Origin of the sequence: Ensifer sp. ENS02 (genome assembly GCF_014851885.1) — a bacterium.
Classification (GTDB): Bacteria; Pseudomonadota; Alphaproteobacteria; order Rhizobiales; family Rhizobiaceae; genus Ensifer; species Ensifer adhaerens.
The window spans coordinates 335,365-359,436 of sequence record NZ_JACVAO010000007.1; the positions used below are offsets into that span (position 1 = coordinate 335,365).

The window sequence follows — 24,072 nt, forward strand, 5'->3', positions numbered from 1 at the left end:
ATTGAAGATAGGCTGCGCCGCGCGTTCGAGGGGACGCGTGGCGCAGTCGTTTCGGGAGGGGACTTTGCAGATTTCGGCCGGGGGGACTGAAGACCAGCCACGCACGTCCCGTGCGGGCATCGGCGGCTGGATGCTGTTCGACTGGGCCGCGCAGCCCTTCTTCACCGTCATCACGACCTTCATCTTCGGCCCCTATTTCGTATCGCGGCTGACGGAGGACCATGCGGTCGGCCAGGCGATGTGGGGCTACACGCTCACGGTTTCGGGCATCATCATCGCGGTTCTTTCGCCGGTGCTCGGCTCGATCGCCGACGCCACCGGGCCGCGCAAACCCTGGATCGCCTTCTTCGCCGTCATCAAGATCGCATCGCTGGCTATGCTCTGGTTCGCAGCCCCCGGCTCGCCGATCCTCTATCCGGCGATCTTCATGATCCTCGCGACGGTCGCGGCCGAGTTCTCGATCGTCTTCAACGATTCGATGATGCCCCGTCTGGTGCCGGAGAAGGACGTGGGGCGCATTTCCAACATCGCCTGGGGGCTCGGCTATCTCGGCGGCATGATCGTGCTGGTCGCCGTCGTGGCCTTGCTTGCCGGAAGTCCTGAGACCGGCAAGACGGCACTTGGCATCGACCCTCTGTTCGGCCTGGATCCGGCGAAGGGGGAGGATGCACGCATCACCGGCCCGATCTCCGCCGTCTGGTACCTCGTCTTTATCCTGCCGATGTTCCTGTTCACGCCGGATGCCACCAAGGCGGCGATGTCGCTCGGCAAGGCAACCGTCACTGGCCTCAGGGAGCTCAAGGGCACGCTCGTCGAGCTTCGGGAAAGGCGTGGGATCCTGCGCTTCCTGATCGCGCGCATGATCTTCCAGGACGGCGTCAATGGTCTGCTGGCACTCGGCGGCACCTTCGCGGCCGCGATGTTCGCCTGGCAGACCCTGGAGCTCGGCGTCTACGGCATCATTCTCAACGTCGTCGCGATCGGCGGCTGCCTCTGCGCCAGCTGGCTGGATGCGCACCTTGGCTCCAAGGTGATCGTCACCGCCAGCCTCATCTGCCTGACGATTGCCACGATCGGCATCGTCTCGACGGGCCCCGGCTTCACGCTGTTCGGGCTGCTGCCGCTGTCGATGGAAGATACCGGCGGCCTGTTCGGCACGGCCGCCGAAAAGGCCTACATTCTCTACGGCCTGCTCGTCGGTGTCGCCTTCGGCCCCGTTCAGGCCTCGTCGCGCTCCTACCTCGCCCGCAGCGTCAGCCTCGACGAGGCCGGTCGCTACTTCGGCCTCTATGCGCTGTCCGGCCGGGCCACCTCGTTCCTCGCCCCCGCATCCGTTGCCACGATCACGCTTGCCACCGGCTCGGCACGGATCGGCATGATGGCGCTGATTGCTTTTCTGGTGATCGGCCTGCTGATCCTTCTGCGCACGCCCTATCCGGCCGATGACGGTCGCAAAAAAGCCGCCGCGTCCTGGGGAAGCGACGGCTTCTGACTGTTGGGCCTTAGCGGCCAATTCCGGACAGACGCCCAGCGCCCGCCCCGACGATGTTAGTGGCGGAAGTGGCGCATGCCGGTGAAGACCATGGCGACGCCATGCTCGTTCGCAGCCGCAATCACCTCTTCATCACGCATGGAGCCGCCCGGCTGGATGACGGCCGTAGCACCCGCGGCGATCGCCGAGAGCAGGCCGTCGGCAAACGGCAGGAAGGCTTCGGAGGCAACAGCCGAACCCTTGGTGAGCGGCGTTGCAAGGCCCAGCGCCTTTGCGGCTTCTTCGGCCTTGATCGCGGCGATGCGAGCGGAATCGACACGGCTCATCTGGCCGGCGCCGATGCCGGCCGTCTGGCCGTCCTTGGCATAAACGATCGCATTCGACTTCACGTGCTTGGCCACCTTGAAGGCGAACTTCATGTCTTCGAGTTCCTGGGGCGTCGGCGCGCGCTTGGTGACGACCTTGAGTTCGAGATCCTCGACCATGCCGTTGTCGCGCGTCTGCACAAGCAGGCCGCCCGAGACGGTCTTTGCGGCAAGACCCGGAATGCGCGGATCCGGCAGGCCACCGGTCGCAAGCAGACGCAGGTTCGGCTTGCGGGCAATCACGGCCTTGGCCGCATCGCTGACCGAAGGCGCGATGATCACTTCGGTGAAGAGCTTGACGATCTCTTCGGCCGTCTCCGCATCGAGCTCCTGGTTGAGCGCGATGATGCCGCCGAAAGCCGAGGTGGAATCACAGGCAAGCGCCCGGCGATAGGCTTCGGCAAGCGTCGGCGCGGTCGCGACGCCGCAAGGGTTGGCATGCTTGATGATCGCGACCGCCGGTGCCTTCTCCGGCAGGAACTCGGCCACCAGCTCGAAGGCGGCATCCGTGTCGTTGATGTTGTTGTAGGAGAGCTGCTTGCCCTGCAGCAGCGTCGCCGTGGCGACACCCGGGCGGTTCTCGCCCGTCAGGTAGAAGCCTGCCTTCTGGTGCGGGTTTTCGCCGTAGCGCATTTCTTCCTTCAGGACGCCGCCGATGACGCGATGGCGCGGCATCGGGGTGTCGAGCGCCTCGGCGAACCAGTTTGAAATGGCCGCGTCATAGGCGGCAGTCCGGGCATAGGCCTTGGCGGCCATCTTCTGGCGGAAGGCATAGGTCGTCTTGCGGGAAGCAAGCTCTTCGAGCAGCACCGGATAGTCGGCCGGATCGGTGACGATCGTCACATAGGCATGGTTCTTGGCCGAGGCGCGGATCATCGCCGGGCCGCCGATATCGATGTTTTCGACCGTCGTCGGGTAGTCGCCGCCCTTGGCCCTGACCTCTTCGAAGGGATAGAGGTTGATGATCGCGAGGTCGATGGCGGTGATGCCGTGCGTCGACATGGCCGCAACGTGATCGGCATCGTCACGGATCGCCAAGAGGCCACCGTGAACGCCCGGATGCAGCGTCTTCACGCGGCCGTCCATGACCTCGGGAAAGCCGGTCAGCTCGGAAACGTCGCTCACCGGCAGGCCAGCCTCGGAGAGTGCCTTGTGGGTCCCGCCCGTCGAAACGAGCCGGATGCCCTTTTCGTTAAGGGCGCGCGCGAGCTCGACGACGCCCGTCTTGTCGGAGACGGAGAGGAGGGCGGTGCGGACCGTAACCTCGTTCGGGGCGGGGATTTTCTTGGAGGCGACAGCCACAACCATGCTCCTTTGGCGGCGCCGGACGCCCCGGGAGGAAGCTCCGGCGGTTGAGATGGCTGCCCGTTAGCATAGCTTGCCGGGCGAAGGAACCTCGCCGGGCCTGAAGATCGCGATGAATCTGGATCGGATCGATCCAAATTCTTCAATGCGATCGCTCCTGAAACGCGAACGGAAAACTTGAGGCGCTTTCTTGGGCGTGCCCGTCGTCAAGACAGAAGGCTCAGTTCGCGCGTGAAAACGTCCACTGGATCTCCGGCTGCTGCGCAATCGCAAAGGTCACCGTCAGCTGCTGCGAGGCCCGGATACCCGAAGGATCGGCAAAGAAGATGTCCTCCTCGACGGCAAGATCACCATCCTGGCAGGCAAACAGCCAGATCTCGCCATCCGGCGCCGTCAGGAAGATCTCGCGGGCGCTGTTCTGGCGAATGGCGACCGCCGGGTGAATGTGGAACCGCGCCACGGCAATCGCGGTATCGCTTGCCTCCGGGTCGCTGCCGTCGGCGCGCGACAGCCGGTCGCGACCGCGGACCATGCGACCGCCGTTCAAAACACCGATACCACGCTCGTGGACCAGGCCGAAGGCGGCAAGATAGCCATCGTGGCTTGCGGTCACCGACTCGAGCCCGCCCGCTTCGTCCTTGCGGGCCGCCGCCACGTGCTTGACGCCCGACGTCATGATCGGTCCGAGAAAGCGCGATTGCGAGAAGCGCGACGACGACGTGTCGTTGACCGTCACGGTCGAATGGGCAGCCGTCATCCGCGCCATCTGGCGGAATCGCTCCCCGGCAAACTTCGGGGCGCCGGAATTGACGACGAAGCGCGTCTTGCCCGAGGACATTTCGAAGGACAGGCAGCCGGCATGGGCACTGCGCGACAGGTCTACGGAAAGCGGCCGGCCGGTGTCCATAATGACAACGGTGTTTTCCATAGCCATACGTTCGTAGTGGGCGTGCGGCAGGGAGCGGAAGGGTTCGCCGGCCGTCTCGTCATAGCGCAGCACCGACGCCAGTTCATGCGCCAGAACCGAGGTAGCACCATTAAACAGCGCGAGTTCGCCGCCCTGGTGCCGGAAGAAGCGCAGGGCCGGGTACATCCGGTCGATGCAGGGAATGAGGCGCGACGGCACGTCATGCCCGAGATTAACGTAGGTCTGGCGGAGTGGCAGCAGATCCAGCAACAGCTCAAGGCCCGCGCGCGGACTACGCGAGAAGTGGCTGCCGTCGGGCAGGATCTGGCGGTCGAGTTCGAGATCGAGATGGCGCGATGCCTTGCGGATGGCGCCGGGCGATGCCGGCATGGAAACCGACGCCATGGCAAGCGCAAGCCGCACCCGAAGCCTCTGCTCGCCGTCGCGCACCGTATCGGAGATATGCCTGAGATAGCGCACCTGCAGCGCCAGGCTTTTCAGGAAACGGCGGTAGAAGCCATGCTCGGCATTGCGCAGCACCACCGGCGAATGGGACAGCCAGGCGATGATGCGCTGCGCCATGATATCCGCATCCCAGGCGATGCCGCCGAGATCGCGTCCATGGGTGCCGATCCAGTCGTCGACGATCTGCCGCAGCCGGACGAAACCCGCATCCTCGCGGATCGCCCGCAGGTGCCGCAGCCAGCCGAAGGAATGCAGTCGGGCCGCAAATTCGCGCGACGGTAAATCGATCTCGAACGGCGACTCGCCCTCCGTGTCGAGCACGCGGCCGGCAAGAGGGAAGCGCCCGGCAAGAATTTCTTCCGCGACAAAGGGATCGACGGCCCTCAGATCCGTCGGCGCAACGATCAGGCGATTGGGGGTGGAGCCGGTAAAGCGCAGAGTGGAGACGCGCCCGATCGACAGGCGACGCGACACGCGGCGCCAGCCTTCACGCACATACAGGTAAGAAAGCCTTCGCCTGCCGGAAAACAACATCAACGCCGCCGGTTACCTCATTTCTGGCACGATCACTCACATCATCGGAGCGCGCCAGGACCTCGCGCCAGCGTCCGCATGGTGCCGCGAAGACCATTAAACTTTTATCAATCCTGCCATCTTTGATAGGCTTCCCGGTCGAAAGCGTCAAATGATGCGGTGAAACAGGGCCTTGAGGCCCGGTTCCAGCTGCTGAAAGCTCAGTTTGCGCTGTTATTTGCGCCGAATCACCGCCGCGTAGAAACCATCGAGGCCGCTCGAAAACGGTGCATCGAGCGGCAGCATGGCCGGCGTCGTCCGCATTTCGCCGACCTGCGTGATCGCATCCTCGAGCCCCGGCCAATCCGCTGCAGAAATCGGAACGCGCTCGTAGCTTTCGCCGGAACCGATAACCCGGGCAACGACCTCTTCGCCTTCACGCGGGTCGAGGGAGCAATTCGAGAAGACGACGGTGCCACCGGGCTTGACCACCGTCAGCGCATGACGAAGCAGCCGCTCCTGCAGGTCGGCAAGCTTTTCGATGTCTTCCGGTCCCTTGGTCCACAACACATCAGGGTGACGTCGTGTCGTGCCGGTCGAGGAGCAGGGAGCGTCGAGAAGCGCCGCATCGAACAGGGCTTCCGGCTGGAAGTCCGCCATGTTGACTTCCTTGGTCTCAGCCTCGAGCCCCAGCCGCTTGAGATTGCCCTTCAGCCGGCGCAAGCGGCTGCCGGACTGGTCCAGCGCCGTCACTTCGGCGCCGGCAAGAATGAGTTGGGCCGTCTTGCCGCCCGGTGCGGCGCAGAGATCGACGGTCCGCTTGCCCTTGAGGTCGCCAAAGAGCCGCGCAGGGATCGATGCAGCCGCGTCCTGGACCCACCAGCCGCCATCATCGAATCCGGCTAAGGAGGGGATGGACCCGGAGAATGCGCCGAGCCGCACAGAGCCGGTCGGCAGGACGGTGCCACCAAGCCGCTCGGCCCAAGCCGCAGGCTCGGATTTGACGGAAAGATCGATTGCCGCCGGCGTCAACTGCGCCTCGGCGATCTTCTCGGCCGCCGCTGCGCCGTAGTGGGCAATGAGGCGCTCGAAGAACCATTCCGGCATCGCCGGAATATGGCGCGTGCTTTCGAGAACGGCTTCCTTTTCGCGCGACAGGCGCCGCAGCACGGCGTTCACGAGATTGGCGAAGCGGCGGTTGCGCGGATCGTTCTGCGCCTGTTCGACGGCGAGATCGACGGCGGAATGATCGGGCACGTCGAGATAGAGGATCTGTGCCGCGGCCACGGCAAGCACATGCTCCAGCGCCCGCGCACCCTCCGGTAGGGGCGTCTGCAGCAGCGAGTTGATCGCAGCCTGCACGCGCGGGAGATGGCGAAGGGCGGAATTGAGTATTGCCCGGACCAGAGCGCGGTCGGCTTCGTTAAGCTCGCGATAGGCCGGGTTGCCGTGCTCGCTGTCGAGCATGCCGTCGAGCGACGTCTTGCGATCGATGACTGCTGCCAAGATCTTCGCGGCGGCCTGACGAGCCCTCAACCCCGGCTTCTCCGGACCACGCGGCGCCGGAGCGGGCTTCTTCGATTTCGCTGCGCCGCCGTTGCGGTGCGATCGTTTCGGACGTGAATCGTTGTTGTTTTCTGCAGACATCAGGACCAGGGACCTTTGGGCGGTTCGGAACCACCGCGACCCCATCCAGTAGAGGGCACAGAGCGCGATTTGCGCACGGGATTATCAGCACGAACCGGCGGCGTCGAGACCGAAGACATCTCCTGCGCCATCTGCTGCAGGGCCGCGATGCGGTTTTCGGTGTTCGGATGGGTCGAGAACAGGTTGTCCATGCGCTCGCCGGAGAGCGGATTGATGATGAACATATGCGCCGTTGCTGGGTTGCGCTCGGCATCGTCATTGTGGATCTGATGGGCGGCGCCTGCGATTTTCTGCAGCGCCGAAGCGAGCGCCAGGGGCTTGCCGCAAATCTCGGCGCCGCGACGGTCGGCCGAGTATTCGCGCGTCCGGCTGATCGCCATCTGCACCAGCATTGCCGCCATCGGCGCCACGATCATCGCGACAAGCGTGCCGATGAAGCCGAGCGGATTGTTGTTTTCACGGTTGCCGCTGAAGAAGAAGGCAAAGTTGCCGAGCATCGAGATCGCGCCGGCAAGGGTTGCCGTCAGCGTCATCGTCAGCGTATCGCGGTTCTGCACGTGCGCGAGTTCATGCGCCATCACGCCGGCGACCTCGTCATAGTCGAGAGCGTGAAGCAGCCCGGTCGACGCGGCGACCGCGGCATTCTCCGGATTGCGACCGGTGGCAAACGCGTTCGGCTGCGGGCTATCGATCACATAGACGCGCGGCATCGGCAGGCCGGCATTGCGAGCGAGGTCACGCACGATGCCGTAATATTCCGGGGCACTGCGCTCATCGACCTCCTGCGCGCGGTACATGCGCAGCACCATCTTGTCCGAGTTCCAATAGGAGAAGAAGTTCATGCCTGCGGCCATGACGAAGGCGATCATCATGCCGCCCCGTCCGCCAATGGCGAAGCCTACCGCCATGAACAGGGCGGTCATGACTGCAAGCAGCATGGCGGTGCGGACAAGGTTCATCAGGAGGCTCCGGATCGTCTACGTTTCACGTGAATCAGGGTTCCCGTCCGGGGAACGGCATCCTATATGATGGGTGCAAACACCCAATTCTTCAATATTGATGCTCGAATCCGGATACCGTTCAGATGCAGAACGACAATGACAACGCCGCCGACCGCCCGAAGAAGCCGCTGCCGCCCGCCGCTGTGCGGGCGCTGAAGGAAGCGGAAGAGCGGCGTCAGGCGGAGATCAAGAAGGAACTGCCGCAGGAGATCGGCGGGCGCGGAGGTGAAGATCCAGCCCGCTACGGCGACTGGGAGATCAAGGGTCGGGCGATCGACTTCTAAGTTCAGGTCGGGCGCCTGCGCCTGCAACCTCGATCTGAATCCGGCTCACGAAATGGTTTGACGGCCACCTGGCGACGAGAGGGGAACCGCCGCACGTCCAAGAGACGCGCGGCGGTTTTCAAGGTCAGGCCTTGTTCTGGCGGTTCGCGATCAGATCATCGACAACGGCCGGATCGGCGAGCGTCGAGGTATCGCCGAGCGCACCGAAGTCATCCTCCGCGATCTTGCGCAGGATGCGGCGCATGATCTTGCCCGAGCGGGTCTTCGGCAGGCCCGGAGCGAACTGGATCTTGTCCGGCGTCGCGATCGGCCCGATTTCCGAACGGACATGCTTCACCAAGGCGGCGCGCAGTTCGTCGTTGCCGATTTCACCAGCCATCAGCGAAACATAGCAATAGATGCCCTGGCCCTTGATCGGGTGCGGATAGCCGACGACGGCCGCTTCCGAGACGAGATGATGCGACACGAGCGCCGATTCCACTTCGGCAGTACCGAGGCGGTGGCCGGAGACGTTCAAGACATCGTCGACGCGGCCGGTGATCCAGTAGTAGCCGTCCTCATCGCGGCGGCAGCCGTCACCGGTGAAATACTTGCCCTTGTAGGTGGCGAAGTAAGTCTGACCGAAACGCGCATGGTCGCCGTAGATCGTGCGCATCTGGCCCGGCCAGCTGTCGGTGATGCAGAGGTTGCCGTCGGCAGCACCTTCCAGAACATTGCCTTCGTTGTCGACGAGCTGCGGCTGAACTCCGAAGAACGGCCGCGTGGCCGAACCGGGCTTGAGATCCGTCGCACCCGGCAGCGGCGTGATCAGGATGCCGCCGGTCTCGGTCTGCCACCAGGTATCGACGATCGGCGACTTCTGCTCGCCGACGACGTTGTAATACCACTCCCAGGCTTCCGGGTTGATCGGCTCGCCGACCGAACCGAGCAGGCGAAGCGACGAGCGCGAGGCGCGCTTGACGAAGTCGTCGCCGGCGCCCATCAGCGAGCGGATCGCCGTCGGCGCGGTGTAGAAGACGTTGACCTTGTGCTTGTCGACCACTTCCCAGAAACGCCCGGCGTCCGGGAAATTCGGCACACCTTCGAACATCACGGTCGTCGCCGCATTCGCGAGCGGACCATAGACGATATAGGAGTGGCCAGTGACCCAGCCGACGTCGGCGGTGCACCAGTAGACCTCGCCATCGCGGTAGTCGAAGACATATTCGTGCGTCATCGATGCATAGACGAGGTAACCGCCGGTCGTATGCAGCACACCCTTCGGCTTGCCGGTCGAGCCAGAGGTATAGAGGATAAACAGCGGATCTTCCGCCTTCATCTTCGCCGGCTCGCAATGCGGCTTCACGGTCGCGATTTCCTGGTGGTACCAGAGGTCACGGCCCGGTGCCCAGGCGGTCTTGCCGCCGGTGCGGCGCACCACCAGAACCTTGTTGACGATGACATGCTGCTTGGCCGCGATGTCGATCGCCGTATCAGTGTTTTCCTTGAGCGGGACCGGCTTGCCGCCGCGCACGCCCTCGTCGCAAGTGATGACGAAGGTGGACTCGCAGTCGACGATACGGCCAGCAAGTGCGTCCGGCGAGAAGCCGCCGAAGACGACCGAATGGATGGCGCCGATGCGGGCGCACGCGAGCATCGCATAGGATGCTTCCGGGATCATCGGCATATAGATGGTGACGCGGTCGCCCTTCTTGACGCCATGCTTCTTCAAGACGTTGGCAAGGCGGCAGACCTGCTCGTAGAGCTGGTTGTAGGTGATCTTCTTGTCGATATAGGGATTGTCGCCTTCCCAGATGATGGCAGTCTTTTCGCCATGCGTCTTCAGGTGGCGGTCGATACAGTTGTAGGAGACGTTGGTAAGGCCGTCTTCATACCACTTGATCGAGACCTTGCCTTTGAAGGACGTGTTCTTGACCTTGGTATAGGGCTTGAACCAATCGATCCGTTTGCCGTGCTTGCCCCAGAACTTTGCCGGATCGGAAACGCTCTCCTCGTACCACTTCAGGTAAGTGGCGTTATCAAGCAGCGTCCGGCTCTTGGCAGACTTCAACACCGGATAGATTTTGGCGGACATATTTTCCTCCCTACGCATTCCTAGTGCGGTTCGCCCCTCCTAGGGCTCCCCCGTTTCGCGCACATTCATAGCAGGTCAAATGCCCGCCGCAATTAGACAAAAGGACATTTGGAACTGAAGAATTGCAATTTCGCGACAACGACGGTATAGAGGCCCACATTTCCCGGAAATCAGTGGTAGACTCCACGGCCCGCGACACCGGCGCGGCGGACAAAAGGACTATATCCATGGCTCAGCAACTGCTTATGCCCAAGGCGACCGCCGTCTGGCTGGTTGACAATACCGCGCTGTCCTTCGACCAGATCGCGCAGTTCTGCAAGCTGCACCCGCTCGAAGTGAAGGCGATCGCCGACGGTGAATCCGCGCAGGGCATCAAGGGCCTCGACCCGATTGCGACCGGTCAGCTTTCGCGCGACGAGATCGCGCGCGCCGAAGGCAACCCCAACCACAAGCTGAAGCTGTCCGAGCCGAAGGTTCGCGTACCTGATAGCAAGCGCAAGGGCCCGCGCTACACCCCGGTTTCCAAGCGCCAGGATCGCCCGAACGCCATTCTGTGGCTGGTTCGCAACCATCCGGAGCTCAAGGACGCGCAGATCTCGCGCCTCGTCGGTACGACCAAGTCGACGATCGAGCAGATCCGTGAGCGCACCCACTGGAACTCCGCCAACCTGACGCCGATGGATCCGGTAACCCTCGGCCTCTGCTCGCAGATCGACCTCGACCTCGAAGTCGAACGCGCTTCCAAGGGCCGTCCGCTGCCGACGGCTGCCGAACTCGGCCAGACACTGGAATCGGCCCAGGAAACCGAAAAGCTGGGCTTCAGCTACGAGCGTGAGGAAGAGAAAGAAATCGACGCCGATGCCGTCTTCGCCAAGCTCAAGTCGCTGAAGTCGGACCGCAAGGACGAGGACGAAGACGACCAGTACTGATCGCCGTCCAGCCCATTGAAAAAAGCCCGGATCGACGATCCGGGCTTTTTTGTTGGTCAGTGCTCAGCAACGTGCTCAGTAGGCCGAACCGGATGGATCATTGAGGTTGTGGCGCTCGGTCCCCTTGAGCGGCGGATTGAAAATGCTGACGAGGATCAGGTCTTCGTCCTTGCCGCCGCGCAAGAAATGCTTGTCGTGCTGGTCGAGCACGTAGATATCGCCCTTGTTGATCGGGAAGACCTTGCCCTGCATGTCCTCGACCTCGCCGTGCCCGGCGATGCAATAGCAGGCTTCGAGATGGTTGCGGTACTCGAGCAGCGATACCGTTCCGGCGCGCACCACCGTGTGGCAGACGGTGAAACCCATACCGTCCCTCTCGGTGAGCAGCCGATGACTGGTCCCGCTGCCCCACTCAACGAAATGATCAGTTGCTTCGATCTGCTGCAGGCTGCGGACGAACATGGGCCTCTCCATCTGTAAACATCTCTAATATCCGCCAACGGAAAAGCTCTCTCCCGCCTCGATTGGAAGCCCAGTATTCGTTGACATCGACAGCCAATCAAACGACGATTCCTCAAGGATTTGATGAGGAAAACTTACAGATGATGTTGCCCCCACTCGGCATGCTGCGTGCCTTCGAAGCCGCAGCGCGTCTGGCGAGCTTCTCCCGCGCCGGTGACGAACTGCATGTGACGCACGCCGCCATCAGTCACCAGATCCGGCTGCTGGAGGCGTGGTTCGGCCGGCCGCTCTTCGTGCGCGAGAAGCGTGGGGTCAGTCTGGCGCCGGAGGCGGAGAACCTGTCCGCCGTGTTGACATCGTCATTCGAGCGCATCGCCGCGGAAACGGAGTTGCTGCGGCTGAACGCCAAGGCGCAGTTGAGCGTTGCCTGCATACCCTCGATCGCCACGCGATGGCTGATCCCGGCACTCGGCGAATTCCTGCAGCGTCACTCCGAGGTGGACGTCAAGGTCGTCTACGCGATGGCCGAACAGCAATTGCGGGAAACCGGCTGCGACGTCCTCATCACGCTCGGCGCCGACAAGAGCGAGGGGACCCGCTCCGATCGGCTGTTCTCCCGCATCAATCGGCCGGTTGCGAGCCCCCGTTATCTCGAGCGGAAAGGCGCGTTGAGGACACCAGAGGCAATCGCTTCTGCCGATCTGCTGCACGACGAAACGACGTCACGCTGGCGCGATTGGCTGGCAAGAGCAGGGCAGGAGACCACGCAGACGTTGCGTGGCCCGGTTTTCCAGGATTTCAATCTTCTGGCGACGGCGGTCATTGCCGGCCATGGCGTGGCGCTTTGCCCGGTCGAAGTCTTCCGCCGCGAAATCGAAAACGGTGACCTGGTGATCCTGTCCGATGTCGCCACCCTGGAGGACGAGAGCTACTTCCTGATCACCAAAGTCACACGCTCGAAGGCGGCAGCCAGTTTCGCCGATTGGTTCGCGGCCGTTGTGCACGCCTAATACGGAATGAACCTCGCAGATTCATGAGCCGGCTTAGCAATCGTTATACACCGATGCCGCGCCCATGCAGCGCAACGGTGATTTCGTCGAGGATGACTGGATCGTCGATCGTCGCGGGCATCTTCCAGGGCTGGCGGTCAGCGATCTTCTGGATCGTGGCGCGCAGGATCTTGCCCGACCGCGTCTTCGGCAGCCGCTTGACGCAGATCGCCAGGCGGAAGGCGGCAACAGGTCCGATGCGTTCGCGCACGAGGCTGATGACCTCGCGCTCGATCTCCGACGTTTCACGGGAAACATTGGAGTTGATGACGAGGAAGCCGGCCGGTACCTGGCCTTTCAGGTCGTCGGCAATGCCGATCACGGCGCATTCGGCCACATCGGGGTGGCTGGCGCAGACCTCCTCCATCGCTCCGGTGGAGAGGCGATGGCCAGCCACGTTGATGATGTCGTCCGTCCGCGCCATGATGAAGATGTAACCATCCTCATCGAGGTAGCCGGCATCGGCAGTCTTGTAGTAGCCGGGAAACTCGTCGAGATAGGCCGCGCGGAACCGATGGTCAGCATTCCAAAGCGTCGGCAGGCAGCCGGGTGGCAGCGGCAGCTTTACCACCACATTGCCGAGCGTACCGGCGCCAACCGGATGTCCGGCATCGTCGAGGATCTGGACGTCGTATCCCGGCAGCGGAACCGCCGGAGAACCGTACTTTACCGGCAGGAGCCCGAGCCCCATCGGATTTCCCGCCACGGGCCATCCCGTTTCCGTCTGCCACCAATGGTCGATGACGGGCACGCCGAGCGCGTTTTCTGCCCATTGGATCGTGTCGGGATCCGCCCGTTCTCCGGCAAGAAACAACGCGCGGAATTTCGACAGGTCGTATCGGCGAACGTGGGAAGCCTCCGGATCTTCCTTGCGGATCGCTCTCAGCGCCGTCGGCGCGGTGAACATCACCACGACGCCGTGTTCGGCAATGATGCGCCAATAGGTGCCTGGATCCGGCGTGCCGACCGGCTTGCCTTCGAACAGGATCGAGGTGCTGCCGTTGAGGAGCGGACCATACACGATATAGGAGTGGCCAACGACCCAGCCGATATCGGACGCAGCCCAGAACACTTCGCCCGGCTGCACGCCGAAGAAATTCTCCATCGACCATTTGAGCGCGACCATGTGGCCGCCATTGTCGCGCACCACGCCCTTGGGCTGGCCGGTCGTGCCCGACGTGTAGAGCACATAGAGCGGATCGGTCGAGGCGACCGGAGTACAGCCGACCTCTTCTCCCGCCTGCTTGGCCGCCGCCAAAGCCGCAGCGAAATCGAGGTCGCGTCCCTCGGTCATGGCGGCTTCCGCCATCTCGCGTTGGAAGACGAGGCAATGGGCCGGCTTGTGGGTCGCGATGTCGAGCGCCGCATCCAGCAGCGGCTTGTAGGCCACGGTGCGCCCAGGTTCGACGCCGCAGCTTGCGGACACAATGAGCTTGGCCTGGCAATCGTCGATGCGTACGGCGAGCTCGTTGGCGGCAAAACCGCCGAAAACCACGGAATGCACGGCGCCGATGCGCGCAGCCGCCAGCATAGCAACCGCCGCCTGCGGGATCATCGGCATATAGATGATGATCCGGTCGCCCTTGCCAACGCCGAGTTTCCGGTAGACGGCGGCAAGCGCTGCTACATCGCCGAGCAGAGACGCATAGGAGATGCGCTCGACCCGCCCGGTGACGGGACTGTCATAGATGAAGGCGATTTGCTCGCCACGGCCCGCGGCCACATGGCGATCCAGGCAATTGTAGCAGGTATTGGTGATGCCTTCGGCAAACCAGTGCCCATAGATGCCAGCGTCCGCATCAAATGCACGTGCCGGTCTTTCAAACCAGTCGATCGCATTGGCGGCATTTGACCAGAAACTCTGCGGGTCCGATTTCCAGCCCGCGTACACGTCGGCATAGCGACTCGCCATGTCCGTTCCTCCCTGCGCATATTGCCGGACATGTCCGGCCTCCTCGTGCACAAGGATAGGCTAATGAGGGACGAGGGGAACCCCGACGAAAGCGGTATGTGACGAACGGACCTCAGCGCGCGCCGAAAATGGCCGAACCGACGCGAACGCCAGTGGCGCCGAACTGGACGGCCGTCTCGAAGTCGCCTGACATGCCCATCGACAGCTTCTCGAGCTTGCAGGCAGCAGCCAGTTTGGCGAGCAGGGCAAAATGCGGGCCGGGATTTTCTTCCACCGGCGGAATGCACATCAGCCCCTCGATCGAAAGACCCAGCTCGTTGCGGCACAGATCCACGAAGGCAACGGTCTCCTCCGGCGCGATGCCGGCCTTCTGCGGCTCCAGCCCGGTGTTGACCTGGACGTAGAGCCTAAGCGCCCGGCCCTGCCTCTGCAGTTCGGCCGCAAGCGCGCGGGCGATCTTCTCGCGATCGACCGTCTCGATGACATCGAACAGCGCGACGGCTTCCGCCGCCTTGTTCGACTGCAGCGGGCCGATCAGGTGCAGTTCGAGACCGGATGTCTCGGCCTTCAGCTCCGGCCACTTGCCCTGCGCTTCCTGCACGCGGTTCTCGCCAAAGACCCGCTGCCCGGCGGCAATCACCGGGCGGATGGCGTCGGCGTCGAAAGTCTTGGAAACAGCGACCAGCGTGACGGCACCCTTGGCGCGACCGGCAGACTTCTCCGCTGCCTGAATCCGGCTCACGACATCCTGCAACCGCTCTTGAACTTCCATGGACCTGCTCTCCGACACGGGATTTCCAAACCACTGACCGAGCGGCTTAGGCAAAGTTGAGCCGATTGCCAAGGCCGCTCCGCCATGGACCGGCTCAAATCCGCCAAAGTGTCGCGGCAAACCCTTCAAAAACTTGACCGTCAGACGGTTTCGTGGTGAAGGTCACCCCAACTATCATGAGGCGCCACTATGCGCCGCAGAACTTCCGGAACATCGAAAAGACATGTCTAGCGAACGATACAATCCGCGTGATGCCGAGCCCCGTTGGCAGCAGGAATGGGACAAGAACGAAGTCTTCCAGACCGAGAACGACGATCCGCGCGAAAAGTACTATGTGCTCGAGATGTTCCCCTATCCCTCGGGCCGCATCCACATGGGCCACGTGCGCAACTACACCATGGGTGACGTGGTGGCGCGCTACAAGCGCGCCCGCGGCTTCAACGTACTGCATCCGATGGGTTGGGACGCCTTCGGGATGCCGGCCGAAAACGCCGCCATGGAGCGTGGCGTGCACCCGGCCAGCTGGACCTACCAGAACATCGCCTCGATGAAGGCGCAGCTGAAAGTTATGGGCCTGTCGCTCGACTGGAACCGCGAGTTCGCCACCTGCGACCCCGCCTATTACCAGCGCCAGCAGTACCTGTTCCTGGACTTCCTGGAAAAGGGCCTCGTCTACCGCAAGCAGTCCAAGGTCAACTGGGACCCGGTCGACAACACCGTGCTCGCCAACGAGCAGGTGATCGACGGCCGTGGCTGGCGCTCCGGCGCGCTGGTCGAACAGCGCGAACTGACGCAATGGTTCTTCCGCATCACCGACTTCAGCCAGGAACTGCTCGACGCGCTCGATACGCTGGATCAGTGGCCCGAGAAGGTGCGCCTGATGCAGAAGAACTGGATCGGCCGCTCCGAAGGCCTGTCGCTGCGTTGGGAAATCGTCGAAGGCACCGCCGGCGACGCAACCGAGCTCACCGTCTACACCACCCGTCCGGACACGCTCTTCGGCGCCTCCTTCCTGGCGATCGCCGCCGATCACCCGCTGGCAAGGCAGGTGGCGGCCAGCAACCCTGAGGTCGATGCATTCTGCGAGGACTGCCGCCGCGCCGGTACCTCCCTGGCCGCGCTGGAAACGGCAGAGAAGAAGGGTATCGACACCGGTATCCGTGCCAAGCATCCGCTCGATCCGAGCTGGGAGCTGCCGGTTTATGTCGCCAATTTCGTGCTGATGGACTACGGCACGGGCGCCATCTTCGGCTGCCCCTCCGGCGACCAGCGCGACCTCGACTTCGCGCGCAAATATGACCTGCCGGTCGTTCCCGTCGTCATGCCGAGGGACGGCGATGCCGCGACCTTCGCCATTGGTGACGAGGCCTATATCGGCGACGGCGTGATGATCAACTCGCGCTTCCTCGACGGCCTGTCGACGGAAGACGCTTTCGAGACCGTTGCTTCGAAGCTCGAGAAGGAAATGCTCGACGGTGCGCCGCGTGCCGAGCGCAAGGTCAATTTCCGCCTGCGCGACTGGGGCATTTCGCGCCAGCGCTACTGGGGCTGCCCGATCCCGGTCATCCATTGCGAGGACTGCGGCGTCGTACCAGTTCCGAAAGCCGACCTGCCGGTCGTGCTGCCACCGGACGTTACCTTCGACAAGCCGGGCAATCCGCTCGACCGTCACGCCACCTGGCGCCACGTCGCCTGCCCGCACTGCGGCAAGGACGCCCGTCGCGAGACCGACACGATGGACACCTTCGTCGATTCGTCCTGGTATTTCACGCGCTTCACCGCACCCTGGGAAGACAATCCGACCGACCCCAAGGTCGCCAACCACTGGCTGCCGGTCGATCAGTACATCGGCGGTATCGAGCACGCCATCCTGCATCTGCTCTATTCGCGCTTCTTCACCCGCGCGATGAAGGCCACCGGCCATGTTGCCGTCGACGAGCCGTTCAAGGGCCTGTTCACGCAGGGCATGGTCGTGCATGAAACCTATAGCCGCGGCGAAGGCGCCCAGCGCGAATGGGTGACGCCGGCCGAGATCCGCATCGAGGAGATCGATGGACGCCGTAGCGCGACGCTGATCGAAACCGGTGAGGAAGTCACCATCGGCTCGATCGAGAAGATGTCGAAGTCGAAGAAGAACGTCGTCGATCCCGACGACATCATCGCTTCCTATGGCGCTGATACCGCCCGCTTCTTCGTTCTCTCCGATTCGCCGCCGGATCGTGACGTGATCTGGTCGGAAGCCGGAGTCGAAGGATCGCATCGCTTCGTGCAGCGCGTGTGGCGTCTGATCAGCGAAGCGGCCGAGAAGCTGCGGGCAATCGAGGCCGCCCCGGCGCTCGAAGGCGAGGCTCTCGCTGTTTCGCAAGCCGCGCACAAGACGCTGCGCGCGGTCGAGGCGGATTACGACAAGCTCGCCTTCAACAAGGCCGTGGCGCGCATCTACGAGCTCGTGAACACGCTTGCCGCACCGCTGACCCAGGTAGCAGCAGGCAAGGCCGACGCGGCGCTGGCGGGGGCTGTGAAGGATGCGACGACGATCCTGATCAACCTCATCGCACCGATGATGCCGCACCTCGCCGAGGAATGCTGGCGCGAGGTCGGGGGCGAGGGCCTGATTGCGGAGCGCGGCTGGCCCGCGTTCAACCCCGCTTTGGTCGTCGAGAACGAAATCACCATGCCGGTGCAGATCAATGGCAAGAAGCGCGCCGATTTGACAATCGCTCGCGATGCGGATCAGAGTGCGATCGAAAGCGCCGTCCTGGCGCTCGATGCCGTCAAGTCCGCGCTCAACGGCAGCAGCCCCAAGAAAATCATCGTCGTGCCCCAGAGGATCGTCAATGTCGTTGTCTGATAGAGCTGGTTTCCGTATCCGGTCGATTCCGGTTCTGGCTGGCGCGCTCATGTTGACCGCGCTCGCCGGCTGCCAGGTCCGGCCGCTCTATTCCGACCCGGTCGGCACCTCGACGGCACTGGCGGCGATCGAGATTTCCGAAGCCACCGACCGTGTCGAGCAGGAAGTGCGTAACGCGCTGATCTTCCTGGCCGCAGGTGGTCAGGGCGAGCCCGTGAATCCGCAGTATCACCTGGCGCTCACCGTCACCCACCGGTCGATGGGCGTGCTCTACGATCAGGCCAAGGACCGCGCCGGCGCCGGCCGTATCGTCGTCAAGGCGGACTACAATCTGACGAAGATCGGTACGGGCGAGACCATCAAGTCCGGCAACCGCACCGCCGTTGCCCTCGTTGACTTCCCCGTCCAGGAATTTGCCAAGGTGCGCGCCGTTCGTGACGGTGAAAACCGCGCAGCCAAGGAACTCGCCGAGCTGATCCGGGCCGACATCGCCGCGGCTCTCAGCCGCTAACGGGTGTCGGCATGAGCGAGGTCAAGTCGCACGAGTTCGACTCCTTTCTCCAGAAGTCAGCCGGAGTCTACCGGCTTTTCATCCTCTACGGGCCCGACCGCGGGCTCGTCTCCGAGCGTGCCTCTGCAATCGCCGCCCGTTGCGGCGTGCCGCTCGACGATCCGTTTTCCCTGTTGAAGCTCGATGTCAGTGAACTGACGCAATCGCCCGGGCGGCTGCTCGATGAAGTAAACTCGATCGGCCTCTTCGGTGGAGAAAAGCTCGTCTGGGTCCGTGGCGCAGCCAATGAAAAGCCGCTGGTCGATGCATTGCAGATCCTTTCGTCCGAGCCACCGACCGGAAGCTATGTGATCGTCGAAGCCGGCGACCTCAAGAAGGGGTCCGCACTTCGAAAGATTGGCGAGAGCGCGCGTTCGGTCGCCTGTATCGCCTGCTACAGTGACGACACGCGCAGCCTGCAGGCGCTGATCGACAAGGAACTCGGCGACGAGAAGCTGGGCATCAGCACCGCGGCACGGCAACGGTTGCTGGAGGCGCTCGGTGGCGACCGCCTGGCCTCACGAAACGAGCTGCGCAAGCTTGCGCTCTACTGCCGTGGCAAGTCCACGGTGGACGAAGAAGACGTGCTCGATATCGTTGGGGATGCCAGCGCCATCTCCGTCGACGATGCCGTCGATGCCGTGCTGAAGGGCGACCTCGATGAATTGCTGCATGCGATGCAGAAGATCACCACATCCAAGACGCCGGCCTTTCTGGTGCTGCAGGCGTGCCTGCGCCAGTTTCAGCAGCTCGATGTGATGCGCGCCGAGATGGATGCAAGCCGCCAGCAGGCGGGGCAAGTGATCGCCACGCTGGGGCGTGGGCTGCACTTTCGCCGCAAGCCGATCGTCGAGGCAGCCTTGAAGCATTGGTCGAGCCCGGCCATCCGCCGCGAGCTCAATCGCCTGCAGACGACCATCTTTCAGAGCCGCAGCCGTGCGAGCCTGGAGGAAAGCCTGGTGCTGCAGAACCTGATGGCGATCGCGGTGCAATCGGCGCGACGCTGACCTGCCTCTGTCGATCCAGTCCCGTTGCCGCAGCCTAGTGTTCGAATTTCGCCAACAGGTCTTCAGGCTGCATGAGGGAGATGGGTGGACCTCGCCGTCCGAAATTCAACTGGACGCCAAAAGATCTCATCATATCAAATACTTAGGAGCGCCGCTCGAGCAGCCGGCAGATTTCTTCCAGTTGATCCAGCGTCTTGTAGGCGATGCGCAAATGACCACCGGATGCCTTGTGGTTCACGGTAACCTCAAGCCCGAGGCTATCCGACAACGTGCGCTCGAGCGCTAGCGTATCGGCATCCTTCTCGTCGCGACGGACGGTCTTGCCGTAATTCGGATCGTTCTGCGCGCGAATATCGTTCTGCGCGATGCGCTCGGCGTCACGCACCGAGAGCCCCTTGGCAATGATCGTCCGGGCGAGGGTAGCCGGATCCGAGGTCGGAATGAGTGCACGGGCATGTCCAGCCGAAAGCGCGCCTTCCGACAACATGTCCCGAACAGGTTCCGGCAGTTTCAAAAGACGCAGGCTATTGGCGACATGGCTTCGGCTCTTGCCGATGATCTCGCCGAGATCGTTCTGCGTATAGCCGTGCTCGGCGATCAACTGCTCGTAACCAAGCGCTTCGTCGAGCGGATTGAGATCCGAGCGCTGGACGTTTTCGACGATAGCGATTTCAAGCGCCGTGCGATCGTCGACGTCGCGAATGATAACCGGGATTTCGGTGAACCCGGCCAGTTGTGCGGCACGCCAGCGGCGCTCGCCGGCGATGATCTCGTAGCGATCGACGCCGATGGTGCGAGCAACGACAGGCTGGACAATACCATGCTGACGGATCGAATTGGCGAGATCCTGGAGTTCGGCTTCGTAGAACTGACGACGCGGGTTGCGCGGATTACGCGATACGAACTCGATCGGCACGCGCCGATCCGGATTGACCGGCGCAGGGGCAGCTGCCCCTGTTTGCAACGGCTGATCCATCTCGCCGATCAACGCGGCCAGTCCGCGACCAAGCCGCCTCTTCGAGCTATCGTCGTTCATATCGTCACCCGAGTTAAATTACGCTACCGAAATGATTATGCCGCTTTGCGCTGGCGCTCGCGTTGAATGACTTCGGAGGCCAGTTGCAGATAGGCCTGACTGCCAGCGCACTTCAGATCATAAAGAATGGCCGGCTTGCCATAGGAAGGCGCTTCCGAGACGCGAACATTGCGCGGGATCAGGGTGTGGTAGACCTTGTCGCCGAGATGCGTCCGCACATCGCTAACAACCTGCTGTGCCAGGTTGTTGCGCGAATCGAACATGGTCAGGACGATGCCCTGGATATCCAGGCTCGGATTCACGGTTCGGCGAATCTGATCCACAGTCTCCAGCAGCTGGCTCAGACCCTCGAGCGCGAAGAACTCGCACTGAAGAGGGACAAGCACCGAATGGGCGGCCGCCATCGCGTTCATCGTCAGCAAGTTGAACGATGGTGGGCAATCGACGAGCACGTAGGAATATTCCATCGCGGCGGGGCTAACCAAGGCCTTGCGTAAGCGGAAGACACGATCCGGTTCCTGCGAAATTTCCATCTCGACGCCGAGAAGGTCCATGGTCGATGGAATGATCGAGAGATTCGGAACGGCTGTCTGCTGAGCGATCTCGCCGATCCCGTGCGATCCCATCATCAGCTCATAGGATGACAGGTTCCGATCGCGGCGTTGAATGCCGAGCCCGGTGCTGGCGTTGCCTTGCGGGTCCAGATCAACGATCAGAACGTGTTCGCCGATAGCCGCCAATGCGGTCGCCAAATTGATGGCGGTCGTGGTTTTGCCGACGCCGCCTTTCTGATTTGCGATTGTGATGATCCGGTTTTTGCCACCAAACATGTTTCCGCTCGCGATCACTGGGCCCTGCGCGCCAGATTTGCGATCTCGAGCACGACAGAATCCGGCTCGACCACGCTTGGATGTTTTACCAGATCAAACTGATAGCGGCCAACGGCTTTGTCGATTTCGCGCTGGTAATCCCGCCCTTTGTGGAAGTAGGCGACCGCTTTCTGCTCCTTCGCCGTCATCCATGGCGCAGAATAGTCGAGCAGCAAGGTCAAATCCGCGAGCGCGCGCGCCGAAACCGCGTCCGCGCGGGGAATCAATGCGCCTGCTTCTTCGATTCGAACCGGGTGAACCGAGCCGCGCGCACCCGTTTCGGCCAGAGCTACACGCAGAAAGGCAGCCTTCTTGTTGTTGCTTTCAACGAGATGGACCCAACCGTCGCCAAGTTCGGCGAGATAGATCGCCGTGATGACACCTGGAAAGCCGCCACCGCTGCCGAGATCGACCCAGGTCTTCGGACCGGGCGACAACTGCGCGAGCTGCAAGCTATCGACAATGTGCCGACGCCAAAGATCCTCGATCGTGGACGGCGCAACAAGATTGATCGACTTCGCCCACTTCTGAAAGAGCTTGGCAAAATGCTCCAGCCGTTCATTCGTTTCACGTGAAACACGCAGTCCGTTCAACACATCGATTGGACTCGCCTTCATTGTACGCCGGCCTTTTCTTCACGTTCTACGGTTCGGTTCTGTCGCTTCACCCACGCCAGGATCAGCGATGCTGCTGCCGGCGTCATACCGTCGACCTTCATCACGTGAGCCAGATTGCGGGGCGCCTGCTGCTTCAGCTTCTGCTTCAGCTCGTTGGAGAGGCCCGAGAGCATATCGAAGTCGAAGCCATCGGGTATGGCAAGATTTTCCTCGCGCTGAATGCCGGCGATATCCGCTGCCTGACGATCCATATAGACCGCATAGACCGCATCGATTTCAAGCGCCTCAACGACGCGCGGACCAATCGCCGACAGCTCGGGCCAGATGGGCTGCAAGCCGGCAATCGACTGATCGGGATAGGACAGGATCTCGAAAGCAGTGCGCCGTTGGCCATCCTGGTTGAGCTTAAGGCCATGACGGTTACCTTCAGCCGGCGTTACCGAGAGGCCTTCCAACAGGGCACGTCCTTCGTCGAAACGCGCGCGCCAATCGACAAAGCGTTCGCGCCGCGCAGCCGAGATGCAGCCGACCTCCATTGCAAGCGGTGTCAGGCGCGCATCGGCATTGTCGGCCCGCAGCGACAATCGATACTCCGCGCGGGAGGTGAACATGCGATAGGGCTCGGTGATCCCGCGCGACGTCAGGTCGTCGATCATGACACCAATATAGGACTGCGTTCGGCTGAACCCGATTTCGGGACGGTTGATCGCGGCCAAGGCGGCGTTCAAGCCGGCAACAAGACCTTGCGCGCCGGCTTCCTCATAGCCGGTCGTACCGTTGATTTGACCGGCGAGGAAAAGCCCTGGCATCTTGCGGACGGCAAGGGTCGCGTTCAGTTCACGCGGATCGACGTGATCGTACTCGATGGCATAACCAGGCTGCAGTATCGCGACATTCTCCAATCCTGGGATCGTCTTGATAAAGGCTTCCTGGATGTCAGCCGGCAGCGACGTCGAAATGCCGTTCGGGTAGATCGTATCGTCGTCGAGACCCTCCGGTTCCAGGAAGATCTGATGGCCATCACGCTCGCCGAATCGTACGATCTTGTCCTCGATGGACGGACAATAGCGCGGTCCGACACCCTCGATCTGTCCCGAGTACATCGCCGACTTGCCGATATTGTCGGTAATAATCTTGTGCGTCTCTTCCGTCGTCCGCGTCACACCGCAATCGATCTGGCGATTCACGATCCCGTCGGTCATGAACGAGAAGGGCACAGGATCTTCGTCTGGAACTTGCCGGCCAACACGCGCCCAGTCAATGGTGCGTCCATCCAGGCGGGCGGGCGTTCCGGTCTTCAGGCGGCCGAGCCGCAACCCAAAACGCAGCAAGGTTCCCGAGAGCCCGACGGACGGTTCCTCACCAACGCGACCGGCCGGTATCTTCTGATCGCCAATATGGATGAGGCCCTTCAAGAACGTGCCCGTCGTCAGAACAACGGAGTTCGCTCGAAAGCTGCGGCCGTCCTTCATGACGACACCGTGGATGCGGCCTTGCTCTTCCAGAAGGTCGAAGGCATCGCCCTCGATAACGGTCAGATTCTCGATGGCAGCGATCTCCCGCTGCATGGCTTCGCGATAGAGGCGGCGATCGGCTTGCGTACGCGGTCCGCGCACTGCCGGACCCTTACGGCGGTTGAGCAAACGAAACTGAATACCGCCGGCATCAGCGACGCGCCCCATCAAGCCGTCCATCGCGTCGATCTCGCGGACCAGATGTCCTTTTCCCAAGCCGCCGATCGCCGGGTTGCAGGACATAACGCCGATCGTGGATGCCTTGTGCGTGATCAACGCTGTGTTGGCGCCCAGACGCGCAGCCGCAGCCGCGGCTTCGCAGCCGGCATGGCCACCGCCAATGACGATTACGTCAAATTGCATCATTTCCTCTTCTCCGGGGTTAACCCGGCACGAATCGTTTCACGTGAAACACAACGAAGGACTCGCACACGTTGTATTGCACTGGCCT

At 62.5% G+C, this 24,072-nt stretch carries 19 protein-coding genes; 7 read left to right on the forward strand and 12 right to left on the reverse strand.

The features are described 5' to 3' along the window. Positions 1–64: 64 nt before the first annotated feature. Positions 65–1,492 carry an MFS transporter gene (locus IB262_RS17245; protein WP_089044262.1) on the forward strand — a complete coding sequence of 476 codons (1,428 nt, stop codon included), beginning with the start codon at positions 65–67 and terminating at the stop codon, positions 1,490–1,492. A 56-nt stretch (positions 1,493–1,548) separates the two neighbouring features. Here the strand turns inward: IB262_RS17245 and purH are convergent, their stop codons facing one another. The 4 genes from purH to htpX form a co-directional block, all read right to left on the reverse strand. Next, on the reverse strand, positions 1,549–3,159 hold the full coding sequence (gene purH, locus IB262_RS17250) for a bifunctional phosphoribosylaminoimidazolecarboxamide formyltransferase/IMP cyclohydrolase (RefSeq protein WP_112977276.1): 1,611 nt from the start codon (positions 3,157–3,159) through the stop codon (positions 1,549–1,551). 223 nt (positions 3,160–3,382) lie between these two features. Further along, positions 3,383–5,068, reverse strand: a complete 1,686-nt coding sequence (locus IB262_RS17255) for a heparinase II/III family protein (RefSeq protein ID WP_112977243.1) — start codon at positions 5,066–5,068, stop codon at positions 3,383–3,385. 213 nt (positions 5,069–5,281) lie between these two features. After that, entirely contained in the window at positions 5,282–6,694 is a 1,413-nt protein-coding gene (locus IB262_RS17260) for an RsmB/NOP family class I SAM-dependent RNA methyltransferase (RefSeq protein ID WP_112977244.1), read from the reverse strand. After that, a complete protein-coding gene (gene htpX, locus IB262_RS17265; protein WP_034800156.1) occupies positions 6,694–7,653 on the reverse strand; it encodes a zinc metalloprotease HtpX in 960 nt (319 codons plus the stop codon). Before htpX ends, IB262_RS17260 begins: the two co-directional genes overlap by 1 nt. Before the next feature lie 125 nt (positions 7,654–7,778). On the opposite strand from htpX, the gene IB262_RS17270 reads away from it, so the two are divergent. Continuing rightward, the gene (locus tag IB262_RS17270; protein ID WP_034800155.1) at positions 7,779–7,979 is read left to right on the forward strand and encodes a DUF1674 domain-containing protein; all 201 of its coding nucleotides are present in this window, start codon (positions 7,779–7,781) and stop codon (positions 7,977–7,979) included. Positions 7,980–8,103: 124 nt separating this feature from the next. Here the strand turns inward: IB262_RS17270 and acs are convergent, their stop codons facing one another. Further along, on the reverse strand, positions 8,104–10,053 hold the full coding sequence (acs, locus tag IB262_RS17275) for an acetate--CoA ligase (RefSeq protein WP_060583722.1): 1,950 nt from the start codon (positions 10,051–10,053) through the stop codon (positions 8,104–8,106). Positions 10,054–10,280: 227 nt separating this feature from the next. Between acs and IB262_RS17280 the strand changes: the two genes are divergently transcribed. Beyond that, the gene (locus IB262_RS17280) at positions 10,281–10,982 is read left to right on the forward strand and encodes a DUF1013 domain-containing protein (protein ID WP_034800153.1); all 702 of its coding nucleotides are present in this window, start codon (positions 10,281–10,283) and stop codon (positions 10,980–10,982) included. Positions 10,983–11,057: 75 nt separating this feature from the next. Here IB262_RS17280 and IB262_RS17285 read toward each other — a convergent pair whose 3' ends face one another. Beyond that, positions 11,058–11,444: an ectoine synthase gene (locus IB262_RS17285; protein ID WP_043624205.1), complete on the reverse strand. Its 387-nt coding sequence runs from the start codon at positions 11,442–11,444 to the stop codon at positions 11,058–11,060. 143 nt (positions 11,445–11,587) lie between these two features. Between IB262_RS17285 and IB262_RS17290 the strand changes: the two genes are divergently transcribed. After that, positions 11,588–12,454, forward strand: coding sequence for a LysR substrate-binding domain-containing protein (locus tag IB262_RS17290; protein ID WP_112977277.1), 867 nt, complete (start codon positions 11,588–11,590; stop codon positions 12,452–12,454). A gap of 43 nt (positions 12,455–12,497) precedes the next feature. Here the strand turns inward: IB262_RS17290 and IB262_RS17295 are convergent, their stop codons facing one another. Both IB262_RS17295 and IB262_RS17300 read right to left on the reverse strand, forming a co-directional pair. Beyond that, entirely contained in the window at positions 12,498–14,405 is a 1,908-nt protein-coding gene (locus IB262_RS17295) for a propionyl-CoA synthetase (RefSeq protein ID WP_112977245.1), read from the reverse strand. Positions 14,406–14,517: 112 nt separating this feature from the next. Beyond that, positions 14,518–15,177 carry a YggS family pyridoxal phosphate-dependent enzyme gene (locus IB262_RS17300; protein WP_192493714.1) on the reverse strand — a complete coding sequence of 220 codons (660 nt, stop codon included), beginning with the start codon at positions 15,175–15,177 and terminating at the stop codon, positions 14,518–14,520. Between the two features lie 223 nt (positions 15,178–15,400). Here IB262_RS17300 and leuS point away from each other — a divergent pair, with 223 nt between their 5' ends. The 3 genes from leuS to holA are packed head-to-tail and all read left to right on the forward strand — an operon-like array spanning position 15,401 to position 19,585. After that, positions 15,401–18,028 (forward strand): leucine--tRNA ligase, encoded by a 2,628-nt coding sequence (gene leuS, locus IB262_RS17305; protein ID WP_112977246.1) that lies wholly within the window; start codon positions 15,401–15,403, stop codon positions 18,026–18,028. Then, positions 18,015–18,539, forward strand: coding sequence for an LPS assembly lipoprotein LptE (lptE, locus tag IB262_RS17310; RefSeq protein ID WP_034800148.1), 525 nt, complete (start codon positions 18,015–18,017; stop codon positions 18,537–18,539). The genes leuS and lptE overlap by 14 nt, the downstream gene beginning before the upstream one ends. Before the next feature lie 11 nt (positions 18,540–18,550). Continuing rightward, on the forward strand, positions 18,551–19,585 hold the full coding sequence (gene holA, locus IB262_RS17315; protein ID WP_112977247.1) for a DNA polymerase III subunit delta: 1,035 nt from the start codon (positions 18,551–18,553) through the stop codon (positions 19,583–19,585). 142 nt (positions 19,586–19,727) lie between these two features. Here holA and IB262_RS17320 read toward each other — a convergent pair whose 3' ends face one another. From IB262_RS17320 to mnmG, 4 genes are read right to left on the reverse strand one after another with little or no spacing between them, the layout of a single operon-like run. Then, positions 19,728–20,621 carry a ParB/RepB/Spo0J family partition protein gene (locus tag IB262_RS17320; RefSeq protein ID WP_192493715.1) on the reverse strand — a complete coding sequence of 298 codons (894 nt, stop codon included), beginning with the start codon at positions 20,619–20,621 and terminating at the stop codon, positions 19,728–19,730. A gap of 35 nt (positions 20,622–20,656) precedes the next feature. Continuing rightward, positions 20,657–21,451 (reverse strand): ParA family protein, encoded by a 795-nt coding sequence (locus IB262_RS17325; protein WP_060521519.1) that lies wholly within the window; start codon positions 21,449–21,451, stop codon positions 20,657–20,659. Between the two features lie 14 nt (positions 21,452–21,465). Further along, on the reverse strand, positions 21,466–22,107 hold the full coding sequence (gene rsmG / locus IB262_RS17330; RefSeq protein ID WP_034800144.1) for a 16S rRNA (guanine(527)-N(7))-methyltransferase RsmG: 642 nt from the start codon (positions 22,105–22,107) through the stop codon (positions 21,466–21,468). Then, a complete protein-coding gene (gene mnmG, locus IB262_RS17335; RefSeq protein WP_192493716.1) occupies positions 22,104–23,987 on the reverse strand; it encodes a tRNA uridine-5-carboxymethylaminomethyl(34) synthesis enzyme MnmG in 1,884 nt (627 codons plus the stop codon). Before mnmG ends, rsmG begins: the two co-directional genes overlap by 4 nt. Between the last annotated feature and the right edge of the window lie 85 nt (positions 23,988–24,072).

Excerpts from the sequence above, each read along its gene's own strand:
- leuS (WP_112977246.1), top strand. The coding sequence starts at position 15,401 with ATGTCTAGCGAACGATACAATCCGCGTGATGCCGAGCCCCGTTGGCAG.
- IB262_RS17290 (WP_112977277.1), top strand. The coding sequence starts at position 11,588 with ATGTTGCCCCCACTCGGCATGCTGCGTGCCTTCGAAGCCGCAGCGCGT.
- IB262_RS17295 (WP_112977245.1), bottom strand. The coding sequence starts at position 14,405 with ATGGCGAGTCGCTATGCCGACGTGTACGCGGGCTGGAAATCGGACCCG.
- IB262_RS17320 (WP_192493715.1), bottom strand. The coding sequence starts at position 20,621 with ATGAACGACGATAGCTCGAAGAGGCGGCTTGGTCGCGGACTGGCCGCG.
- htpX (WP_034800156.1), bottom strand. The coding sequence starts at position 7,653 with ATGAACCTTGTCCGCACCGCCATGCTGCTTGCAGTCATGACCGCCCTG.
- IB262_RS17280 (WP_034800153.1), top strand. The coding sequence starts at position 10,281 with ATGGCTCAGCAACTGCTTATGCCCAAGGCGACCGCCGTCTGGCTGGTT.
- IB262_RS17270 (WP_034800155.1), top strand. The coding sequence starts at position 7,779 with ATGCAGAACGACAATGACAACGCCGCCGACCGCCCGAAGAAGCCGCTG.
- acs (WP_060583722.1), bottom strand. The coding sequence starts at position 10,053 with ATGTCCGCCAAAATCTATCCGGTGTTGAAGTCTGCCAAGAGCCGGACG.
- holA (WP_112977247.1), top strand. The coding sequence starts at position 18,551 with ATGAGCGAGGTCAAGTCGCACGAGTTCGACTCCTTTCTCCAGAAGTCA.
- mnmG (WP_192493716.1), bottom strand. The coding sequence starts at position 23,987 with ATGATGCAATTTGACGTAATCGTCATTGGCGGTGGCCATGCCGGCTGC.
- IB262_RS17300 (WP_192493714.1), bottom strand. The coding sequence starts at position 15,177 with ATGGAAGTTCAAGAGCGGTTGCAGGATGTCGTGAGCCGGATTCAGGCA.
- lptE (WP_034800148.1), top strand. The coding sequence starts at position 18,015 with ATGTCGTTGTCTGATAGAGCTGGTTTCCGTATCCGGTCGATTCCGGTT.
- rsmG (WP_034800144.1), bottom strand. The coding sequence starts at position 22,107 with ATGAAGGCGAGTCCAATCGATGTGTTGAACGGACTGCGTGTTTCACGT.
- IB262_RS17325 (WP_060521519.1), bottom strand. The coding sequence starts at position 21,451 with ATGTTTGGTGGCAAAAACCGGATCATCACAATCGCAAATCAGAAAGGC.
- IB262_RS17260 (WP_112977244.1), bottom strand. The coding sequence starts at position 6,694 with ATGTCTGCAGAAAACAACAACGATTCACGTCCGAAACGATCGCACCGC.
- IB262_RS17255 (WP_112977243.1), bottom strand. The coding sequence starts at position 5,068 with ATGTTGTTTTCCGGCAGGCGAAGGCTTTCTTACCTGTATGTGCGTGAA.
- IB262_RS17285 (WP_043624205.1), bottom strand. The coding sequence starts at position 11,444 with ATGTTCGTCCGCAGCCTGCAGCAGATCGAAGCAACTGATCATTTCGTT.